Below are 20864 nucleotides of genomic sequence, written 5' to 3'. Positions count from 1 at the left end.
GTTGCAGCATTGGTTAAAAAGACAATATTCATGTATATAAATCGTGTATGGGTTTCAAAGTGTTAGGCGACAATTACCTTGGCGTCTGGATGACGATTACTTGGCATAAAAAGATGATCGCCAGCAAGGATATGAGATCGCAAGTGGAGGTAGGCGTCAACTAGAAAAAAGAGATCAAAACGGGAAAAAGAAAGACACTAAAGACGTTCAAACAGGAAAGTGGAACGTCAGCAGTGTCAGGTCAATATATAAAACAATATCAAGTGCAAGTGTACAAGAAAGCACGAGAGGTCGGCTGCAATCAAAATGAGTCAGCCGAGATTGCCGGCATATCAGTCCGTAGCGGCAGCCGTATTGAGCAAGGCAAACACCAGCCCAAGAGTAAAGGTGAGCGAGATTGGCGCACCCGCCGAGATCCGCTATCAGGAGTGTGGGAGGAAGAGCTAGAGCCAATGCTTCGACGTGAGCCTCGTCTAGAGGCGATGACATTGTATGAATATCTAGCCGAGCATTATCCAGGCCAATATGAGCAACAATTGCGTACCTTACAAAGGCGAGTGCAGGTATGGAAAAGTATCCATGGCAAACCGCAGGAGGTAATGTTTGAGATCCGCCATCAGCCCGGCGAAATGGGTCTATCAGATTTTACCGAGCTCAAACAGGTGGAAGTTACCATCAAAGGGAAACAATATGAGCACCTGCTGTACCACTACCGTCTGGCCTACAGTGGCTGGCAATATGTGCAGGTAATCGAGGGTGGCGAGAGCTTTATCGGCTTGTCTGAAGGATTACAGAATGCGCTGCATGCCTGTGGTGGTGTACCAAAGCAGCATCGCACCGATAATTTGAGTGCTGCCTATCGGAATATGGCGGGCAAACGGCATAAACCACTAACCCAATTCTATGCCGAGCTATGTGAACACTATGGCATGAGTCCAAGTCGCAATAACCCAGGCGTGGCTCATGAAAATGGCTCCATCGAATCTCCCCATGGACATTTCAAGCGCCGGTTGCGCCAAGCTCTGTATTTGCGTGGCAGCTTTGAGTTTGAGTCAGTGAGTGCATATCAAGAATTTATCGAGCAGGTGGTTGCCAAGCTCAATTGTAAATGCAGCGCCAAGTTTGCCGAGGAAAAAGTAACCCTACAACCACTACCGAGATATCGCTGTGCCGATTACGAAGAATTGACGGTGCGGGTGACCTGCCACAGCACCATTTCGGTGCGCTGCATTCTTTACACGGTGCCATCAAGACTGATTGGCAGGCAGCTGAATATTCATATCTATCACAACCGCCTGGTCGGTTATTTGGGGCAGCAACAAGTGGTGGAACTACCCCGTTTGCGAGTACATGGGTCAGCCAAAATCCGCCGTGCTCGCTGTATTAACTACCGCCATGTAATTGATAGCCTCAGGCGTAAACCCCGTGCCTTTATTTACTGCACCTGGCAGCAAGACCTATTGCCTAATCAACAATGGCGGCAGCTGTGGCAGAGGTTACAGGCTGATTTTGAAATCGATAATGCAGCGCGCATCATGGTTGAAGCCCTCTATATTGCTGCCAAGCACGATAGAGAAACTACAGTGGCCGACTATCTTGAAACCCAACTGCAGCAGGGCACTCTCAGCCTGAAGGCTCTACAGCAACAGTTCCTACTACCCCAGCAGCAATTGAGCGTACCTCAACTAAACGTACAACAACATTCGCTTTCAGCCTATGACCAACTCCTCGAAACCAAACCCGAACAATACTCTGAGCCTGATACTCAAACAGCTACGACTCTCGCACATGCTCCAACATTGGCAGACTATCGAGCAGAAGGCCACCCAACAGCATTGGGCTTACGACCGGTTCTTGCTCGCTCTGTGCGAATTGGAACTGGATTATCGCCAACAGAATCGGATCAAACGAGCTCTCGCTGAGGCTAAATTACCTACTGGTAAAAGCTTTACCTCTTTCGATTTTGAACATTGCCCTAGTTTCAAATCAGCGCCACTGATCCAACTGGCACAAGATACGGCCTGGTTGGATAGGGCCGAAAACTGCTTGCTATTTGGACCTTCCGGGGTCGGTAAAACTCATCTTGCTGCTGCGCTCGGGCGCTCGATGATTGAAATGGGCAAACGGGTTAAGTTCTTCTCGGCCTATGCTTTGCTACAACATCTACAGCAAGCCAAACTACAACTTCAGCTTGCCTCTATCCTTGCCAAACTTGACCGCTTTGATTTACTCATTATTGATGATCTTGGCTATGTCAAAAAATCTGAGGCTGAAACTTCCGTCCTGTTTGAGCTGATTGCTCATCGTTATGAACGCAAAAGCCTCATCATTACTGCTAATCAGCCTTTCTCGCAATGGGATCACATCTTTGCCGATGACATGATGACTGTTGCTGCCGTTGACCGCCTCATTCATCATGCTCTCATTGTTGAAATTCATGCTGATAGTTTCCGTAAACGCAACGCTGTTGAGCGCTCGCAAAAATAATAATCGCTATCAATCCGAATCTTACTGCTCCTTGAGGTTCAACATATGCAGTTCCTTTCAGCTTAGTTTTAGTTGTCATTTGCACACGTCATTTACATCCGCTATTTGCCAAGTAATTGACGCCGTCGAAATTGGTAATTGACATTTAACATCAAAGCATCTTTTTACTATTGGCTCGTACTCGTGCATATAATTCTTCCATTACTTCAATGAAAGAGCGATCTTGATGCCAGAATTGGGGATGGTCACCGCCTTTTTTAACTACGATCGCTGGAATGCTAGATTCAGTAACGGGTTCGATCGTCTGAGGTAGGCGCTTTTCGCCTAGCCAAAAGTCATGCACTGAAGATTGTTTCGGTGGTGAGACTTCCTTCGGTTCAGGATAATAAGCATTAGCAGGTTCGATCGCCAAGTCTTGATCGTTGAACATATCGGCAAGGGCTTTGCCAAGGGGAGATTTAGCCAGTTCTTGTTGAAGTTGGTGACGTGGCAGTCCACGCAGTTCAAATAAAATAAACGGATCTTGATCAAGCTGTGCCGCAATTAAATAATGGACTCCAGCGATGTGCTTGCAAGGATTGGAATAATCAGGACAGGAACAACTGGTTTTAAAGTCACTACGACGATGGGGGAGTAAATTAATCTTGAGGCTGTCAAGGGCTTCGTCAATATCATCGGGCATTTCATTCATTAATAGTTTGGTTACCCAACTGGCTCTGGAACTGAGCAGGGCGATCGCTTTTGACCAGCTTGTCGCGGAAATGGGCTTGATTTCAATCTTGGTTGTATACAGCGGTTCCTTATACACGCCAAAATAGGGATTGATCGAACCTCTCACCTTCGCTACAACTTGCCCATCTTTGATGCGGTATTCCTTAATTTTGTCATTACGCGCATAGGAACGGCCACGCCCTAGCCGCGCCGGATCGGTAAATTCTTCCAGCGCTTCGATAAATCGCTTGCCCCACCAGGTTTTGCTAAATTGTGCCATAGTTGATATTTGTGCCGATTGCCGATTGAGTTGCTGAGTGATTGCGAAAGATGTGTTTGGTTCAATGGTGTTCAATATTGAAATATCTAAATATCTAAATATCTAAATATCTAAATTAAATGACTGCCTGTTTGCTCAGGGTAATTAGCTGTTTAAAGCTTTCATTGTCCAGTTCAGTCAGCCAGGATTCATCAGCACCAACGATCGCCCCGGCCATTTTTTTCTTATCTTCAATCATCTGATCAATTCGTTCTTCCAGGGTGCCAATCGTGACGAACTTATGCACAAACACATTTTTCTTTTGGCCAATCCGAAAAGCGCGATCGGTTGCCTGGTCTTCTACTGCCGGATTCCACCAGCGATCGAAATGAAATACATGATTGGCTTTGGTAAGCGTAATGCCCACGCCCCCAGCTTTGAGTGAGAGCACAAACGCCGAGGGTTCGGTTTCAGGATCTTGAAACTCACCAATCATTTGTTCTCTTTTGGGGCGGGAAGTGCCACCATGCAGGAAATATGTATTACAGTGCAAAGTATGTTTGAGGTGTTGAATCAAAGCTGTGCCAATTTCCGTGAACTGGGTGAAAATCAATAGGCTCTCACCTTCAGCAAAAATCTCTTCCAGCATTTCGCCTAAGCGCTGCAACTTTGCCGATCGCTCCGCCGTAAACTCACTGCCATCCTGCAAAAACTGACGCGGATGATTACAAATCTGCTTTAGTTTGGTCAGGGTAGACAGAATCAAACCCTTGCGCTGAATCCCTTCTGCTGCTTCCAGTTGCTCGGTCACATCTTTGACCACCGCTTCATATAAAGAAGCCTGTTCCTTGGTGAGATTGCAATATTGCTTATGTTCGAGCTTATCGGGTAAATCCTTAATAATTTGCTTATCGGTCTTGACGCGGCGCAAAATCAACGGCTGCACCAATTTTTTAAGTGTGGTTGCTTGCACCTGATTATTCTCTTTCTGGATCGGGATTTCAAAGCCCTTGCGAAACTGGGCTTCGCGCCCCAAATAGCCAGGATTAAGAAAGTTAAAAATTGACCACAAATCAAGCAGACGATTTTCTACCGGAGTCCCAGTCAAAGCCAGACGGTGCTTAGCTTGCATTTTTAAAATTGCTTTGGTTTGGGCAGCTTTGGGATTTTTGATATTTTGGGCTTCATCCAGCACAATCCGTTGCCAGGTAATTGTATTGAATAGCTTGGCATCTTTGCGCGCCAGGGTAAATGAAGTAATCACCACGTCATGTTTGGTACAGGCAGCTTGGAAGTCTGCTTCATCTTGCAGGCGATCGCCACCGTGGTGAATCAATACCCGCAAATGCGGCGCAAACTTATTAATTTCCTTATGCCAGTTACCAATTACAGAAGTTGGCACAATCAAAATTGTCGGTGCGGGTTGTGATTTTGACTTAGCTTTAGATTTCGACTTTGATTTTGAGCTAGTTTCACGCTCCGCCACCAGCCGCGCGATTACCTGCACCGTTTTACCTAAGCCCATATCATCGGCGAGACAACCATTCAAACCCAATTGTTCTAAATATTGCAGCCAGGAAACCCCGCGCTTTTGATATTCCCGCAACGTACCCTGTAATTTGGGTAGCTTGCCGATCGGCTGAATCTGGCTGGGGTCATGTAACTTAGCCATCATCTTCGCCAGGGTTTGATCTGGATCAATTTCAAAACCAGCGTCAGCGTCAGCCGCTTTTTGCAGTAAATCCAGCAAACTCATTTCCGGTGACTGATCGTGGTGTTTTTGCCAGAACTCTAACATCTGCTTCATCTGGCTTTGATCCAGTTGCATCCACTCGCCCCGAAACTTCACCAGGGGCGTTTTGGCATTAACCAGTTGCTGCCACTCTTGCTCAGTAATGGAGCGATCGCCGATCGCCAGTTCATACTGATATTGAATAATCGTATCTAGTTGAAAATAGCCTTTACTAGTTTTTGAGGGCGCAGATTGTTTAGCCCCAGCTTTGAGTTTGATTTTGGCTCGCTGTCGTCCCTTGGGTGTCCACCAGGCAGGCACAATCACCTTAAACCCAGCATCTTCTAATACCCAGGCACTTTCAGACAAGAAGGTAAAAGCTTCGCTGAGAGTAAGGCGAAAGCCAGAGGGTTTGTCGGTTTCCAAGCCCTGCCAAATCTTGGCATACATGCGCGCCGCATAGCCCAGACTCAGCAGAAGTTGTCTTTCAAAGTCCTTGCCAAACTGTTTAAGAAATTCGCGTTTGGGTTTTGTGCCCAGATACCAGTAATCATCCAGTTCTATTCTTAGCGATGGGTCTTGCTTGAGCGATACCAGAAAGCGAATCTGCCAATCGTCAGTGTGTTCAGTAGCCGCTTCTTTCAGTTGGAAGCAAAGATGAAAAGTAGCATCATTTTGCCAGCCCACGATCTTTTGTCGCCAGACTTGCCACTGTTGATAGGTTTCCAGGTAATCATTATTGCCCTGCCAGGGTTTGGGGCGAACATTTAAACAATCGCCAGGCAGCAGCGAATTGCCCAACTTTTTCGCAAAAGTGCCAGGAATGGGTGTGTTGGTGACCAGATTATGTAGCAGTGCTTCGGAAAAGTGGCGCAGTAAGGTTTCTTTGTCATAAACTGCGATCGCCCCATTGTGATGATTTCCATTCGCTCGCCCTGCCACACAAACCAAAGGCATATAGTCCAGATAGGATTGCAAATCTGCTTCATAGGCTTCGGAAATAATTTCCCAGGTGGGATAAATCTGCCAATTAGGAGTAGCTTTCTTCCTTTTCCCTTTTGGTTGCGGCAACTCATGATATTTCAGCGCCGGAATATATTGATCTTTGAGAATAACCTGCTGGAAGGCTTGGGTGTAGTGATACCAGAAAAATAAATCTGACCCCAATTGCATCTGGTCGGCTTGATGTAAACAGAGAAAATGCAGATCATTGAGGAATTTAATTACGTTGACAATCGAACAACAATCGATCGCCCAGGACTGCCAGCCAGTTGCTTCGAGGGGTTCTGTTTCTAGATAGCGGCTCAGTTCTGGTGAAGGTAATGGTTTATTGTTGGCACTGGGCAGAAGGAAATATTTAGTAGCGGTAGTTTGATCGTCACGCTGAAAAATAGATACTTTAACGCCTATTTCCTGCCTGAGAAAATCCGCCAGATACTCGCTTGTTAACTGATAAGGGTGGCGATCGCTAGCTTGTTTTTTGTGTTTTTTTGGTAAAGTATCTGTTTCTACCCACACATAAAATGCCCCAGTTTGAATAAACTCCGACTCAGGTTGAGGAATCCAGGTACCGTGAATAATTTTCATGGCGCAACAGGTTGGGAATGGCAACTAGAAAAGTTTAGATCAATTTATGCAAATGAAGAGGAGTGCAGCAGCAGGTTCAAAAGCTGAAAGTCAAAGTAAATCCGGCCTGAGCTTTTTAATTCGTTTATAGAGAAGAGAACGGTGCAGGTGTTGATTCATTTGAATCATTGGCCTTAAGTTCAATTGGCTGTTCAGAAGAGGCATGGGTATGGTTGATGGGTAGCATTCGCGGCAGCGATTTACCAGGGGATAGATATGACGCTCGGATAGGTGTAATTGCTTGAGTGGTGGCTTGGACGGCGTGACGGCTACAGTTGTGTTCCTGACTTATTCCTGACTTGGTGGCCGCACGATCGCGGCGCGGCGCTTGGCTTTTTGCCAACTTTCTGCTGATATTTTTGAAATGTCCAGCATTTATGTCATTTACTGAAGCCAACTTTGACTAATTTACCACTTTTTGAACTGCTCTTTGAATACTTTGAACTGCTCTTTGACAATTCCCCTGCATAGCTTCAACCTTTCCAGCCTCTTCCGCTGCACTCCTCTTTGAAAAATGACAAATGTCATGTAAAATTCTGGTTTAAAATATATCGAAAGACATTTTTTGCCACTACTTGTTCCTTATAATTAGTAATGCGATTATTTCATTACTGATAAATTAATATGAAATATCAAGACTTACAGTTTCTTCTGAAATTATCAACCTATCAAGGCAAGGTCTCTCCCGGAGTAAGCTTCAGGAAAGAAGGCATAACTCTTGCTAAAAAAGTGTTTCAATCGCTTGGTGATGACGATCTAGTAGATTTCGATCGCAAGGTAGAAATAGCACCTGCCGGGAAAGCACTGCTCAGTTTTGATGCATCGCAATTGCCAATTTCAGATCAAGAAATAAAGGTGCTGGCCAGAATAGAAAGGGCTCCAGGAGCCTTAGAGCCTAGCAAAATCAGAATCAAGAAAATCAATGTCGCTAAAAGAAACGAAATTTTACAAGCTTTGGGCGATCGTGGCTTGATTAAATTCCAAGACAAGATGTGTGCTATCAGTCCCAAGGTTTGGATCACCACTAAGGGCAGGCAATGCTTAGAACAAATAAACGAATATTTTCAATCGCTACGAAAATCAACATCCGCTGCGTTGCCAGAAAAATCACAGGCTGCTACAGCCACTACTCAGCCCACTACTCAGTCCTCAACTCCTGGTGATAGCGACGTTTTAGAAGCAATCAAGCAATTAGATCGTAAGCACAACACCGATAATTTTTTACCTCTCTTCTACTTGAGAGATTATTTAAAGGATCGTCTGTCCAGAGAAGAACTGGATCATGCCTTATTTCGATTACAAAAAAAAGATGCGATCGAGCTTGAGCCACTAGCGGAACCTAAAGATTATACCAGCGCACAAATTAACGCCGCGATTTACGATTCTTTCGGCACGCATCCATTATTTTTTGCGATCGTTAACTAGCAGATTCAGTGCAGCATTTCAATGGAGAACAGCAAGGTGGGTGGGCAAAAATGAAGTCAATTATTGATGTGATTAAAAGTGAAGTAAATCCTTTTGATAAACATGGTCATGCTAAAAACTTTACCAGAGCAGAATTTGATCCTGAGCATAATGTTAGTTCGATTCATGCTGATGAACTTTTAGAAACGGAGAAAGTGCTGGATCAGGTTATCGCTGATGGTCAAAGTCGCACGATCGTGATCAAAGGTGCAAGTGGTTCTGGGAAAACTCATTTTTTATCACGGGTAAAGCAAACCCTCAATCAAAAGGCATTCTTTGCCTACATTGAACCTTATCCCCAAAGTGATGCGATTAGAAAACATATTCTGCGCTATACCGTTGATAGCCTGATCCTGCCGCCTGAGGGCAAACAAGAATCTCAGCTAATGCTCTGGTTAAAGGGACTTTCTGTCTTCAAGGAAAAAAATATTACAGAGCTGCTAACTACTGATATTGGCGAGCTGTTTCTGAGCCAGAGAAAGAAATTTGTTAAGAAACTAAAGGACAGATACAAACATAAAGGCGTTTACAATGCTGATTTATTCTTTAGTGTTTTGTATGACCTGACTAATGCCGAAACCTATGATGCTGCTTGCGAATGGTTAAAAGGCGACGACATCAGCGAAGCAGCTCTCAAAGAATTAGGTTTGAAAGAATCGATCAAATCGGAAAATGAAGCGTGGAAATATTTAGCAAACTTTGGCAAAATCGCCGATGAAACCCAACCAATTGTTTTATGTTTCGATCAACTAGAAAGCAATGCGCGGGCAATTGAAGGGTTATCTTTACAACCCTTATTTGATGTCAACTCTGCGATACATAATGAAGCATGGCGTAATTTTCTGATCATTATTAGTCTGCGAAGCGAAACATGGGAAAAAAACAAAAGGCAGCTTCACGCTTCCGATTTAGCCAGAATTGATGCTGGCATTAAACTAAAGTCAATCAATCTTGATCAAGCAGAGGATCTATGGGCTTCTCGCCTAGCTCCGCTACATAGTAAGATTCCAACTCGCCCCAAATCACGAATTGCTCCCCTCAAGCATAAAAATTTAGTTGATCGCATTCCGGGTGGCAAGACATATCCTCGCCAAACCTTGAGCCTGGGATGGGAATTAATCAATCAAATTAAGTGCGATGGAGGGACAGTAGAATCCGACTATATAGCCCTATTTAAACTCCTATGGCGAGATGAGTTGAGAAACACGATCGCTAGGATTACTAAACCCAATCAAAAGTCATCGCCAGAATTAGTGCGCATGCTCCAACAGGTCTTGAGCACTTTGTTTGAGACTAATGTTAGGGTCCCGTTACTGTCGCGCACTAAATTTAGCCATTATTCGTTGCACTTCCAGCCCAGCCAAAATCCAGGAAATATGGGCGTAGTATGGACTGAAGACCAGAATATGACCAGTTTTTTTCACATTATGAATGCTTGCCAAAAGGCGATCGAGAAAAATCAATGCCAGCGATTGTATTTGTTAAGGGCAAGTAAGCTGGGCAGGCCAAATACCAAAGGATATAAGCACTATCAAAAAATTTTTACTGGCGATCGCCATGCCCACATCGTAGTGGATATGGAGTCAATTCATTACATTGCGACCTACTACAAATTATTCAATGATTCCCTCGCCGGAGATTTAGTGATCGGGAATAAATTAATAGGGCTGCCAGAATTACAAGATTTAATTCGTCAATCTAAGGTGTTTGAAAAATGCTCGTTGACCAGTCAGTTATCCGGTTTAAATCAAAAAGCCAAAACTAAGACTGTTCCCCCCCCAAAAACAGTAACTCCTCCAATTCCCCCACCATCACCTACACCCAAAATGGAAGAAATTGATGAGTATATTCAAGATGTCATGAAAACTCAGCACATGCTTGCCAGACTTACTCTGATCGGCAAAGTATCGGAAGAGTTCAAAGCAATTTCTAGAGTACAGATTGAGCAAAAGGTACAGCAGCTTGGTAAGGAGGAAAAAATCATCAAGATTATCAACCCACAAGCACCCATTAATGAACAACTAGTTTGTTTTGTTCCTAGTTATAACAAATGATGGCAGAATCGCTAAGTGTCACTAAAGTTAAGCTTGCGTTCGAATGCCCGCGATTGTTTTATCTGGGGCATAGATTTGGCGGCATGACTATGTTTGTCCCAGCAGGAAAGACAATCGGATTGGGCAGGGCTTTTCACAATTTATCCAGTCAATTTGCTACCATCGCCAGACAGGACAGTCGCTTTCAAGATTTATTCAAGCCAGAAGCCGATCGCCTCGAGGTAGGAACTATTGCCGAGCAAATGCAGCAGTTGTTTTATGAACAGGCTTTTTATCCATACTTAGAAAAGGCGATCGCCAATGATGCCAGCCAAGCCCCAGCATTGCTTCAACTATGGCAAGGTTTAATCGGCTTAATCCAGCGGTGGGCGGAATTACTAGTCAACAATCGCCGTTTCTGTTCTGCCGATGAGGTAATTAGATCTACTTTTCTGGCTCAAGAATTGAGTGTGGAGCATACTTTCACACTTCCTAATGGCAAAACGCAACTGGTGAAGGGAAAATTTGACAGTCTGGTTTATGACTTTACCAAGCACCGCCTATGTGTGGTCGAATATAAGACATATCAGGCGATCGATCGATCTGCCCAATTAGCTCAGGTAGCGCTTTATGGCTATATGCTGCGTGAAAAAATTGGTTTGCAGATTGATTCGGCTGTGTACAGCGTGATGCCAGATTGGCAGGAAATCACTTTCTCCTGGCAGCAGCTAAAAGAGACAGTACATAAAATAATTCCTGACCGATTAGCCCAGATGCAAACCTGGCTTGCGTGGGAGCCAGGCAAACCCGAGCCGCCCCCACCTACTTCACAACCAAATCTACTCTGCCCCATCTGCCCCCAATTTAATAAATGCCAGAGTTTTTTCCCAGCTCCGGAATCTGATCAGATTGCAGATTCAATAAATGTAACTACAGATAAGCAAAAAGCTGTTACCGCAAAGACTTCAGTAAAACGCACTCAGAAACAAAAGACAACTAAGCGATCGCCACGACTACCAGATACAGGATCAGAAAGTAGTATCGACGCTACAGCGATCGGCCGAGATTTAGTGGCGGCTTTGCAATCCTTTGGTACTGATGTTGAATATGTTGGTGCGGCGATCGCCCCTGCTTTTATTCGCATCAAATTAAAACCTCAAGCTGGCGTGAGAGTTAATTCAATCTTGCGGCTAACCGATGATTTAAGAGTGCAACTGGGTTTAAATCATCCACCTTTGATCTCGCCCCAGGCAGGTTATGTCAGTGTTGATCTCCCTCGCCCCGATCGCCAAACAGCCTATTTTGAGCAATATGTTAATGCTGAAGACGAACAGTCAACAGGATCATGTCAAATAGCCATTGGTGTTGATCTTGAAGGCAAACTGGTCGAAGCCGATTTATCTAATCCTAATACCTGCCATTTTTTAGTTGGCGGGACAACCGGCAGTGGCAAAAGCGAATTTCTGCGATCGCTACTGCTAAGTTTGACCGTTCGCCATAGTGCCGATCTTTTAAAAATTGCCCTCGTCGATCCCAAACGAGTTACCTTCCCAGAGTTTGAGCGGATGCCCTGGCTGTATTCGCCAGTTGTCAAAGATAGCGATCGCGCAGTTGAACTGATGCAGGAATTGGTAGATGAAATGGACAATCGTTACCAAAAATTTGAAATAGCAAAATGTGCTGAGATTGGAACCTATAACCAACAGCATTTCGATCGGTTAATACCTCGCATCATCTGCATTTTTGATGAGTATGCAGACTTTATGTCAGAGAAAGAAGTACGCATAGAATTAGAACACAGTATTAAGCGATTAGGTGCAATGGCGAGGGCAGCAGGCATCCATTTGATTGTTGCCACTCAGCGCCCAGAAGCAAGGGTAGTTACACCGATAATCCGCTCTAACCTTCCTGGTCGGGTGGCACTACGCACTGCTAGTGATGCTGATTCTGCGATTGTGCTTGGTGGTAAACAAACTGATGCTGTCAATCTCTTAGGCAAAGGTGATTTACTCTATTTATCTGGTGCACAACTTATGCGACTGCAGAGTTTATTCGCACGCGATGTCACAACATTTTTAAGTTCCTAAGTTGGACTAGCGGAGGCATTTGATCTGAAACCTCCGGTTTTGAATTAGGCAGAGTCTCGCCTAGGTATAGTCTAGGTATAGTCTAGGTATATCAACGGACAAAAAATGGTCGCTAAGCAACTAGCAAAATACCGAAAAAGCCTCTAAGAATGCATTACAGATATTAAGGCCAAGGCGATATTTTCTAGCGGTCACCATACGTCGCACAAAAGTAAAAAATCGCTACCAAATGAACTACCAGCCCAGAATCGAATAGCCCAGATCAGCCTTGATATTAGGATCGATCACCGGTTTGAGCTTGTTGCCTACCTGAGTTGCAGAAGTCTCTTCAGCTTCTGCTTGGGTTTCCTTCGTTTCAATGCAAAAAGTAGCGGTACTAAAACCACCAAACCGCTTGACCGTACTGGCACGCAAGCGCACATCTTCATTCACAAACCAGAATCGTTCATAGGAATTGGTAGTTTCATAATCAGTAATCAACACCAATCCATTCTCTTCGTCGAGGTGGTACTCGCCCACGATCGGCGTGATTTCCGCATAACCGCGCTCGCGCAATAGCTTACCCTGACGGCGATCAGCATCAGTGGGAATCAATACAAAGATGGTTTCACCGACATGATTCTCTTTCTCTTGATCCCAGGCCATTGAGCTTTGCCAGGTCACAAACGCACCACCGATCGCTTCATTGGGGTCGGCTTCATGCATGGCGCAAATTTCGGCAATTTTGGGATGTTCCGTCGAAAGCGTCTCCACATAAATAGCCGAATCGCCAATTTCTGAGCGCCGAAAGGCCAGATGATGGGTGGTTCGTTGCGATCGCCAGTTACCAGAACTCTGGCGGAAAAACTGCATGGCATCCATAGACAAAACAATCCTCCTGGGTTGAGATTAATAGCTAGTTAGCTGTAGTTTAGTTTACATATTCTAGCTAATTAGGGCATCATTAAGGTAGCTCAAACCTGGCTAGAGCTTTTATGAACGGGGATGATTTTGCTCAGACCAATATTTTGGGGATCAAAGTTACTAAAGGTACTAAGGGTGCTAAAGGTATTACTTTGGCAAATCAATATTGAAGCAGAATGGTTTAAATAAATTGCTGACCATCTAAGTAGCCTGAACTAAGTCTATTTATCATAATTATGTTGGTAAATTAGCAGATCGGCTAGAAAGTATTGTTTGTCATAAATGACTATAAAAATGCTTCGCTAGTAGTTCAAAAGTAGTTCAAAATAAGATTAGCTCACCCCAATTGTGTTACTGGCCACCATATTTGGATGTTGCTTAGCCCCTAATTTTAGCCTGAATGCCTGAATGTAAAAACAATGCAGCATAAAGATATCCCCGATCGCTTGCGAGCTTTAGAAGCAGCAAACCAAAGTTTACAACGGCAACTGGAGCAAGAAATTGCCGATCGGCAACGGGCGGAAACTGCCCTCCATGAAAAAGAAACCCAGCATCAATTACTATCGCTTGAATTACGGCAGTCCGAGTATAGATTTCGCACCTTTTTTGAAGGAAATCGAGATGCGCTGCTGATCACCTCAGAACAGGGACTGGTTGAGTGCAATCCAGCCGCAGTGGCAATGTTTGGCTATAGCCAGAAGGAGCAGTTGTTGCAGGTGAAACCCTGGGAGATGTCGCCCCCGCTTCAACCGGATGGGCGTGATTCGGCCGAAAAAGCCGCCGCCTTTTTTCAATTGGCCCATCAAAATCATGGCTATAACTTTGAGTGGGTGCATCTAAGGGCAGATGGCACTGAGTTCTATGCCCAGGTTCACTTAATGCCGATCGAGTTGGAGGGTAAGCGCTTGTGGCAGGTGGTGATTCGGGATATTACCGATCGCAAAGAGGCCGAAACCGAGCTACAGGAAGCGATTTCTCTGCTTAATTCAATTTTGAAAACCCTGCCGGGGCTTTTCTTTGTTAAGGATGGCCAGGGTCGCTATGTGGTAACGAATACCAATTTAGCGCAATTCTTTGATAAATCGATCAATCGGATTATTGGTAAAACCGATGCCGAACTTTTACCAGCAGAGGTTGCCGCCAGGGCTATGGCTAAAGATCAAGAAGTGATGGCGCAAAATAAGAGTATTAGCTATGAAGAAGTTATTTCTAGGCAGGGGGTTGATCACACCTATCTGACCACTAAGACCCCTTTCTATAATATTAAGGGCGATCTTGCCGGTTTAATTGGCCTGGCGCAGGATATTACCGATCGCAAGATTGTGGAGAAAGAACTCAAAGAAGCCAATATTTTACTTAATTCGATCTTAGAAACACTGCCGGGGCTTTTCTTTGTCAAAGATCTAGAGGGGCGACATCTGACTCTGAATTCTAATATGGCTAGATTCTTTAATCGATCGATCGCCGAGGTGATTGGCAAAACCGATCTTGACTTGTTGCCCCCGGCAATTGCCGCTGAAATCAGGCGTAAAGACCAGGAAATTATTCAGCAGCGCCAAATGCAACATTTTGAAGAAGTGATTCCCACCGATGGGGTCGCTCGCACCTACCTTAAAATCAAAACTCCTTTTTATGATGCAGAAGGCGAGATTGCTGGTTTAATTGGTCTGGCGCAGGATATTACCGATCGCAAGGAGATTGAACGCTCCCAGGCCAGACTCACGGCGATTTTGGATGCCACTTCAGACTTTGTCGGCATTGCCAATATGGCCGGCCACCAGCTCTATATGAATGCGGCGGGCTATCGGATGTTAGAAATTCCTGCCGATCTAAATATTGAGGGTCAGCCACTCAGTGAGCATATTCCCGACTGGGCGAAGCCAATCGTCTTAGAACAGGGCATCCCCACCGCGATCGAGGCTGGCATCTGGCAGGGTGAATCGGGATTGATTACTCATCATGGCCGCGAAATTCCCGTTTCCCAGGTGATCATTGCCCACAAAAATGCCGCTGGCAAGCCAGAATATCTTTCTACGATCGTGCGCGATATTTCCGCCCAAAAGCAAGTAGAAGCATCTTTGCAACAAAAGGCAACGGAATTAAAAGCAGCTCTTGAAGAAGTCCAGCGCACCCAATCGCAGTTGGTACAAACAGAGAAAATGTCCAGCCTGGGACAGTTGGTGGCGGGGGTTGCCCACGAAATCAATAATCCGGTTAATTTTATCTATGGCAATCTGGTTCATGCCGATCGCTATGCCCAGGATTTGCTAGGGGTTCTAAAGCTGTTCCAACAGCATTATCCTAACCCAGCGCCAGAGATTCAGGATGAAATCGAAGCGATCGAATTGGACTTCATTGAAGAAGACCTGCCCAACTTGCTCGCATCAATGAAGGTGGGAGCCGATCGGATTCAGAAAATTGTTCTATCCCTGCGTAACTTTTCGCGGATGGATGAAGCGGAAATCAAAAATGTGGATATCCACGAAGGGATCGATAGCACCCTGGTGATTCTGCAAAATCGCTTGAAGGCCAAATCCGATCACCCGGAAATTAAGGTGAATCGCACCTATGGCGATCTGCCAACGCTGACTTGCTATGCGGGGCAATTGAATCAGGTGTTTATGAATATTCTCACCAATGCGATCGATGCGATCGAAGAAGAGAACTATGGTTTACGATCGCAAGGACAACCGTTCAAATCCAGTGAGATTAACATCACCACCCAGGTTTTAAATACAGATCGGCTTGAAATTCGGTTCGCTGACAATGGCCCCGGTATGCCAGAAAAGACCAGGGCGCGATTGTTCGATCCCTTCTTTACCACTAAGGAAGTGGGCAAGGGCACCGGCTTGGGTTTATCAATTAGCTATCAAATTGTGACCGAAAAACATGGTGGCGAGCTGACCTGTAATTCAGAGCAGGGCAAGGGGACAGAATTTGTGATTATATTGCCACTAAAAGAATTAGCAGACTATTAAAACATCGATATTAATATCAACATCAATATATTGATTACTAAATATTAATTACTAATCAAGTACCTCTTTCAGGCCGAATAACAGACGTTTATTAATGCTCTCCGGCAAGAGATTAAGCAGCTTGCCAGCCTTGGTTTGTGGCTTTTTCCGCTTCGCATACCCCATGCGGGACTGCCAAAATTGGGGGTCTTCCAGGGCAGTAAATGTGGCTTGGTCAATTACCCCAGTGTCCTTGAAATAGGTGGCCAACTCAAACCCATAATCAAAATACTTCAGCGCCTTGCAGATTAATAAAGCTTTGAGAGCCTGCACCAGTGAGGGTTGCCGTTTTTGGCCATGTTGACCAACAAAGTCAAACAGCCACACCACCTCGCACCAGAGCGGTTGATGAGCGCCCTGGCCAGCTAAATGATTTTTGCGGCTCATATAACGGGGTTGCAGATCAAACATCAAGAAGCCCTGCGATCGCATGAATTGATCGATCTGGGCGTAGGTAGTTTCCTGGTGATAATTCTCCAGGAATCCGGTTTCCGTTTCCACGCAAAAAGCTTCACTCAAAACCTTATTACCAGCTTCCAGAATTGGTAATTCCAACCCTTGCGAATCAATTTTCATGATGTCTGCCCTGAGCCCCTGCTCCGTTGCCAGCAGATCCAGGGTGGTGCAGGTTACCGCCGCCTGGCCGCGATCGCTAAACAAATCTGCAAAAGAGAACCGATTCAGCCAATCTGAATTGGGCTGCAACAGCGAATAACAAAAAATGCTCTCGGTCTTATACATCGTCTGGGTTCCCGCTTCCCCAGCGATCGCATAGGGCAGATATTGCACCGCCTTATATTTGTGGGGCAAACCACTCAGGCGATCGCATTCTTCGGCATTGGGGTCAAAGCCAGTGTAGGCCAGCAATGGTAATAGTTCTGCCCATTTATCATCCAGACTGCCGCTGCAACCAATATCCAAGAAATCGATCGATTCAACCGCTGCAAAAATTTTGTTTAGATCACTCATGTTGGTATTTGCCCCTATAGCTGCTTCAATATCTTGAGAATTGAAAATTGAATCAATCAAGCTTCCCTACTTGTCTCGATAACCAAAAATATTTAATTGCATATCCATGCCCATTTGGGTGGGCACTTCCAAAAAAGGTCGCGGCGAAGCATATTGCGTATGAATTTGCACTCGAAACCCGGCTTTTTTTAATACCGCCAGTAATTCATTCAGGCGCTGTGCTTGATTAGCAAAGGAATGGTATTCAATAAATATCTGTTCTACTCGATCTAAAGAGTCAGCACAATCGAGCATGACTTCGGTTTCTGCGCCTTCAATATCTAGCTTCAACAATGCGATCGGTTGGTCTAAATATTGCGTCAGGCGGGTAGTGTCTACTGCCACTTTCTGGATTGCTTGGCTGCTAGTCTGGAACTTTGCTTTTTCCGATTGCTCGAACGACTCTGACTGTTCCGAAGATTTTGAAGATTCTAATATCTCTGAAGATTCAGTTGATTCTGAAGATTCAGTATGATTGCTCAGCCTGCCTGCATCTGCTCCTTCCGAACTAAACTCCAGCTTCCCTTCTGCATTCCAGATCGCCTTATTAATCAACTGCACATCAGTATAACCAAAGCTATTAATATTCTTAGACAAGGTCTTGAATACCTGGGGATCGGCCTCGAAGGCCATAATTCGACTATTGGGATAGCGCTGTTTAAAATAAATCACACTCAGGCCAATATTAGAGCCCCCATCAATAATAATTGGTTGGCCATGATTAGTTTGAAAAGCATAAATCTCCTGCTCAAAGATTTCGCGGTAGCTATACCAAAAAGAAATACTATCTAAGATTTCGATCGGCGTGCCCAGTATATTTGTGGTAGTGCTTGTATACCTGGGGATATTGCCAATTCGGTTTAATTCCTGGCGGCGCAGGTGGGCGCTTTTATATTCTGGCTTTAAGAGCAACTTGGCCCAATGTTTTACCTGTGATGTCAGCATTTTGATCTTGATTGTGATTTTAGCTTAGGCGAGGTTTTTCTTGATGAGTTGATCCAAATAACGAGCGCGATGATCGAAGGTATGGCAGTTCAGGGTGCGCTGTTGCCCGGCGATCGCAATCTGCTGGCGTTCCGGTTCGTGGTCTAGCAAATAGTTAACCTTCTCGATCGCCTCGGCGGCGCTGGTGTAGGTGACGACTTCTCGATCGGGTTCAAAAATATCTGCCAAATTATCCTGCCCGTCGGTCAGCAGACAGGTTCCCACCCCTGTTGCCTCATACAAGCGCATATTAGAAGCGTAGGACTTGGAAATGTCAATGTGATTATTTAGTGCCATTTTAGAATCAGCCAGGGTTTGATACATGGCTAAGCCAAATACGGCGGGAGCTGCCCTGGCCACGATCGTGGGATCGACATATTGCTCCAGACCAGGGCGATTGGTCATCCGAGCATAGGACTTTAGTTTGGGTAAATAGGGCAGCACTGTTTGCCCCAAGGGCAATCGCTTTAGCAGTTGGACTAAATCATAGACCTGTTGCTTTAAAGGCAGAAGTTTTAACTCAGCGGCAGAGAGCTGCATCATATTCGCCCAAATCCGTAAATCAGTTGCCGCCACTAATTGTTTGATTAATTTTTCGCGCTGATTATGGAAATTATGCGCCCTATAGATGGAACCAACAAACGAAAAGTCAATCGGGGTGTTTTGCTCTTGCTTGATTCGTTTTAATATAGCTGGGTTAAAGGCATGGTGCATGTGTTCGCATTTGTGCCCTTGGGTCCGAAAGTCCGTCACAAAGCTAGGAATATTCGACAAGACTAAATCATAGGCCTTAAAAACATTTTCATAGCCAGAGTAGGGTGCACCACACCAGCCGATCACCAGCCGAATCGAAGGACAAATTTGGCGCAGATGAGTAAAGAAACTACGCGAATAGGTAGCATAATCATTTACCAGAACTAGATCGGGCTGAAATTGCTTGACCTGGGCAGCCACAATATCGGTCAACCAGGTTTTAGGCTCATAACTAACCCCATTTTCCTGCGCCCACATTTTCTGCATTGGCTCGGCGTTGCCCACCGGCTCCCAGACTTCATAACCCAATTTGCCAAAGGCTTGAGTCCAAAAATCTGCCCAGCTATAACAATCGGCCATCAGGGTTTGATATTGCTGGGCGTAGGGCTGGGTGGCTAGTGCCGATCGCTGCCCATAGAAGTTCTGGATATAGGCAGGGTAGTTGGTGGAAATTCTAATTAGCCGCACTGTTTTTTGATTGAATTATTTAAAGTTGGGTTAACTGTGATGTAACTATGATTTAAGATTTCGCTATGGTTTAGTTAGGGCTTGATCGCATCAATGATCAATGAAGTATAGGTGAGCGATCCATCCTGATTACGGGGATCATAGCGTTTTGAGCGGCGGATATGCCCCTGCTCGGATGACCAATCTTGATAGTGGAATTCGCCGTTTTCATCCCAATATTCCAACAGGTTAATTTTAAATCCGGCCTTTTCCAAACTGGCACTGAGCGATCGCCAATCATACAAAACCTTATGATCGTCGGAGCCATCACCGGTTCCCCCTGGGCGCACCAACTCAATATAAGCCGGGTCAGGATGCAAACCATCGGGAACGGCCAGGCGCAACCACCCGCCCGATCGCAGAAATTTAAAGCAATTGGCATTCGCTTGGTCAGCTTCTTCCGGCGGCAAATGCTCCCACACATGCTCCGCTAAGAAAGCCTGCCGCGAGTTAGCTGGCCAATACCGCGCCATGTCGTTTTGGTTGGTAATATCCACCAAACTTTTATCGGTGATCAGCCAACCGGGCACAGGAATATTACCCGCCCCAATGACACATTTTTGGGCTAGGCGCAATCGCTCACCTTGGATGCGATTCTTAATTCGGCGGCCAAAACCTTTGATTGAGGCAAAACCCATAACTCTACTTACCTCCTTTGCCAGACTGAAGTTCGAGTGAAGAAAGGCACATAGGGCGAAGGCCCAGGCAAATCAATAAACTGATAGGCGGGATCTACCGCTTGCATTGTTTGATCGTAATGAATTCGATCGGTGTTATCCCAGAGCACATAGCCACCTACTTTCACCTTCTCGATCGCATGTTTGAAGCAGGAGGGTCTAGCGCGGCCATCGATGAGAATAATATCAAAATAGCCATCTGCATAGCGATCGATCGCCGTGACGTAATCTTTGAAGTTTTGCCCCTGGAATTTAGCCTCAGAGGAAATATAATCATCGGCGTTGGCTGGGTCTCGACCCGTGGTGATGCCATCAGGGCTGGGCGTTACTAGGGAAAAATTCCAGTTGCCTGCCCCCAAGCCCATTTCAGTTATTTTTTGTTGGGCTGATTCGCCCCAGGCGCGATCGTGCTCAACGGAAACCAGCTCCGCCACCCGTGGTAACAGAAATAAGGTAGAGCCACCAATCCCCCATTCAAATACCTTCATATCTGGGCGGAGGTTTTGTGCCAGAAAATCGATCGCGGCAAAGGTAATCCAGGGCAGGCGATCGGCCATCGGGCTCGCACTATCACGCTGCGAATGTCTCCAACGCGGAAAATAACTCAGGGATTTTA

14 protein-coding genes are annotated in these 20864 nt (G+C 45.4%); 6 read left to right on the top strand and 8 right to left on the bottom strand.

The features are described 5' to 3' along the window. The first annotated feature begins 233 nt into the window (after positions 1-233). Both istA and istB read left to right on the top strand, forming a co-directional pair. A complete protein-coding gene (gene istA / locus PSE7367_RS21405) occupies positions 234-1922 on the top strand; it encodes an IS21 family transposase (protein WP_015146090.1) in 1689 nt (562 codons plus the stop codon). Continuing rightward, positions 1810-2487 (top strand): IS21-like element helper ATPase IstB, encoded by a 678-nt coding sequence (istB, locus tag PSE7367_RS19185; RefSeq protein WP_041699222.1) that lies wholly within the window; start codon positions 1810-1812, stop codon positions 2485-2487. The genes istA and istB overlap by 113 nt, the downstream gene beginning before the upstream one ends. A 151-nt stretch (positions 2488-2638) precedes the next feature. Here istB and PSE7367_RS19180 read toward each other — a convergent pair whose 3' ends face one another. Together PSE7367_RS19180 and PSE7367_RS19175 are read right to left on the bottom strand one after the other, a co-directional pair. Further along, positions 2639-3478, bottom strand: coding sequence for an SWIM zinc finger family protein (locus PSE7367_RS19180; protein ID WP_015146212.1), 840 nt, complete (start codon positions 3476-3478; stop codon positions 2639-2641). A gap of 115 nt (positions 3479-3593) precedes the next feature. Beyond that, positions 3594-6776 carry a DEAD/DEAH box helicase gene (locus PSE7367_RS19175; RefSeq protein ID WP_015146211.1) on the bottom strand — a complete coding sequence of 1061 codons (3183 nt, stop codon included), beginning with the start codon at positions 6774-6776 and terminating at the stop codon, positions 3594-3596. Positions 6777-7439: 663 nt separating this feature from the next. Here PSE7367_RS19175 and PSE7367_RS19170 point away from each other — a divergent pair. From PSE7367_RS19170 to PSE7367_RS19160, 3 genes are read left to right on the top strand one after another with little or no spacing between them, the layout of a single operon-like run. After that, the gene (locus tag PSE7367_RS19170; protein WP_015146210.1) at positions 7440-8240 is read left to right on the top strand and encodes a hypothetical protein; all 801 of its coding nucleotides are present in this window, start codon (positions 7440-7442) and stop codon (positions 8238-8240) included. A gap of 50 nt (positions 8241-8290) precedes the next feature. Beyond that, positions 8291-10333 (top strand): P-loop NTPase fold protein, encoded by a 2043-nt coding sequence (locus tag PSE7367_RS19165; RefSeq protein ID WP_015146209.1) that lies wholly within the window; start codon positions 8291-8293, stop codon positions 10331-10333. Continuing rightward, entirely contained in the window at positions 10330-12399 is a 2070-nt protein-coding gene (locus tag PSE7367_RS19160) for a DNA translocase FtsK (RefSeq protein ID WP_015146208.1), read from the top strand. The genes PSE7367_RS19165 and PSE7367_RS19160 overlap by 4 nt, the downstream gene beginning before the upstream one ends. Positions 12400-12633: 234 nt before the next feature. Here the strand turns inward: PSE7367_RS19160 and PSE7367_RS19155 are convergent, their stop codons facing one another. Then, complete coding sequence (locus tag PSE7367_RS19155) at positions 12634-13260, bottom strand: phycobiliprotein lyase (RefSeq protein ID WP_015146207.1); 627 nt, start codon at positions 13258-13260, stop codon at positions 12634-12636. A 461-nt stretch (positions 13261-13721) separates the two neighbouring features. Between PSE7367_RS19155 and PSE7367_RS21665 the strand changes: the two genes are divergently transcribed. Beyond that, positions 13722-16280, top strand: a complete 2559-nt coding sequence (locus PSE7367_RS21665; protein WP_015146205.1) for a PAS domain-containing sensor histidine kinase — start codon at positions 13722-13724, stop codon at positions 16278-16280. Positions 16281-16331: 51 nt separating this feature from the next. Here PSE7367_RS21665 and PSE7367_RS19145 read toward each other — a convergent pair whose 3' ends face one another. The 5 genes from PSE7367_RS19145 to PSE7367_RS19125 form a co-directional block, all read right to left on the bottom strand. Beyond that, complete coding sequence (locus tag PSE7367_RS19145; protein WP_156800571.1) at positions 16332-17288, bottom strand: FkbM family methyltransferase; 957 nt, start codon at positions 17286-17288, stop codon at positions 16332-16334. Between the two features lie 66 nt (positions 17289-17354). Beyond that, entirely contained in the window at positions 17355-18272 is a 918-nt protein-coding gene (locus tag PSE7367_RS19140) for an FkbM family methyltransferase (protein WP_015146203.1), read from the bottom strand. Positions 18273-18296: 24 nt separating this feature from the next. After that, positions 18297-19532: a CgeB family protein gene (locus PSE7367_RS19135; protein WP_015146202.1), complete on the bottom strand. Its 1236-nt coding sequence runs from the start codon at positions 19530-19532 to the stop codon at positions 18297-18299. Between the two features lie 74 nt (positions 19533-19606). Next, positions 19607-20209, bottom strand: a complete 603-nt coding sequence (locus tag PSE7367_RS19130; protein WP_015146201.1) for a class I SAM-dependent methyltransferase — start codon at positions 20207-20209, stop codon at positions 19607-19609. An 8-nt stretch (positions 20210-20217) separates the two neighbouring features. Further along, positions 20218-20805 carry an O-methyltransferase gene (locus tag PSE7367_RS19125; RefSeq protein WP_041700214.1) on the bottom strand — a complete coding sequence of 196 codons (588 nt, stop codon included), beginning with the start codon at positions 20803-20805 and terminating at the stop codon, positions 20218-20220. Positions 20806-20864 lie beyond the last annotated feature (59 nt).

This window comes from Pseudanabaena sp. PCC 7367 (assembly GCF_000317065.1).
In the GTDB taxonomy this organism is placed as follows: domain Bacteria; phylum Cyanobacteriota; class Cyanobacteriia; order Pseudanabaenales; family Pseudanabaenaceae; genus Thalassoporum; species Thalassoporum mexicanum.
This window is presented reverse-complemented; position numbering and strand designations above follow the sequence as displayed.

Bases quoted from the DNA above. Each gene is read 5' to 3' on its own strand.
- PSE7367_RS19155 (WP_015146207.1), bottom strand. From the start codon at position 13,260: ATGGATGCCATGCAGTTTTTCCGCCAGAGTTCTGGTAACTGGCGATCG.
- PSE7367_RS21665 (WP_015146205.1), top strand. From the start codon at position 13,722: ATGCAGCATAAAGATATCCCCGATCGCTTGCGAGCTTTAGAAGCAGCA.
- PSE7367_RS19140 (WP_015146203.1), bottom strand. From the start codon at position 18,272: ATGCTGACATCACAGGTAAAACATTGGGCCAAGTTGCTCTTAAAGCCA.
- PSE7367_RS19130 (WP_015146201.1), bottom strand. From the start codon at position 20,209: ATGGGTTTTGCCTCAATCAAAGGTTTTGGCCGCCGAATTAAGAATCGC.
- PSE7367_RS19180 (WP_015146212.1), bottom strand. From the start codon at position 3,478: ATGGCACAATTTAGCAAAACCTGGTGGGGCAAGCGATTTATCGAAGCG.
- PSE7367_RS19165 (WP_015146209.1), top strand. From the start codon at position 8,291: ATGAAGTCAATTATTGATGTGATTAAAAGTGAAGTAAATCCTTTTGAT.
- PSE7367_RS19175 (WP_015146211.1), bottom strand. From the start codon at position 6,776: ATGAAAATTATTCACGGTACCTGGATTCCTCAACCTGAGTCGGAGTTT.
- PSE7367_RS19145 (WP_156800571.1), bottom strand. From the start codon at position 17,288: ATGAGTGATCTAAACAAAATTTTTGCAGCGGTTGAATCGATCGATTTC.
- PSE7367_RS19170 (WP_015146210.1), top strand. From the start codon at position 7,440: ATGAAATATCAAGACTTACAGTTTCTTCTGAAATTATCAACCTATCAA.
- PSE7367_RS19160 (WP_015146208.1), top strand. From the start codon at position 10,330: ATGATGGCAGAATCGCTAAGTGTCACTAAAGTTAAGCTTGCGTTCGAA.
- PSE7367_RS19125 (WP_041700214.1), bottom strand. From the start codon at position 20,805: ATGGCCGATCGCCTGCCCTGGATTACCTTTGCCGCGATCGATTTTCTG.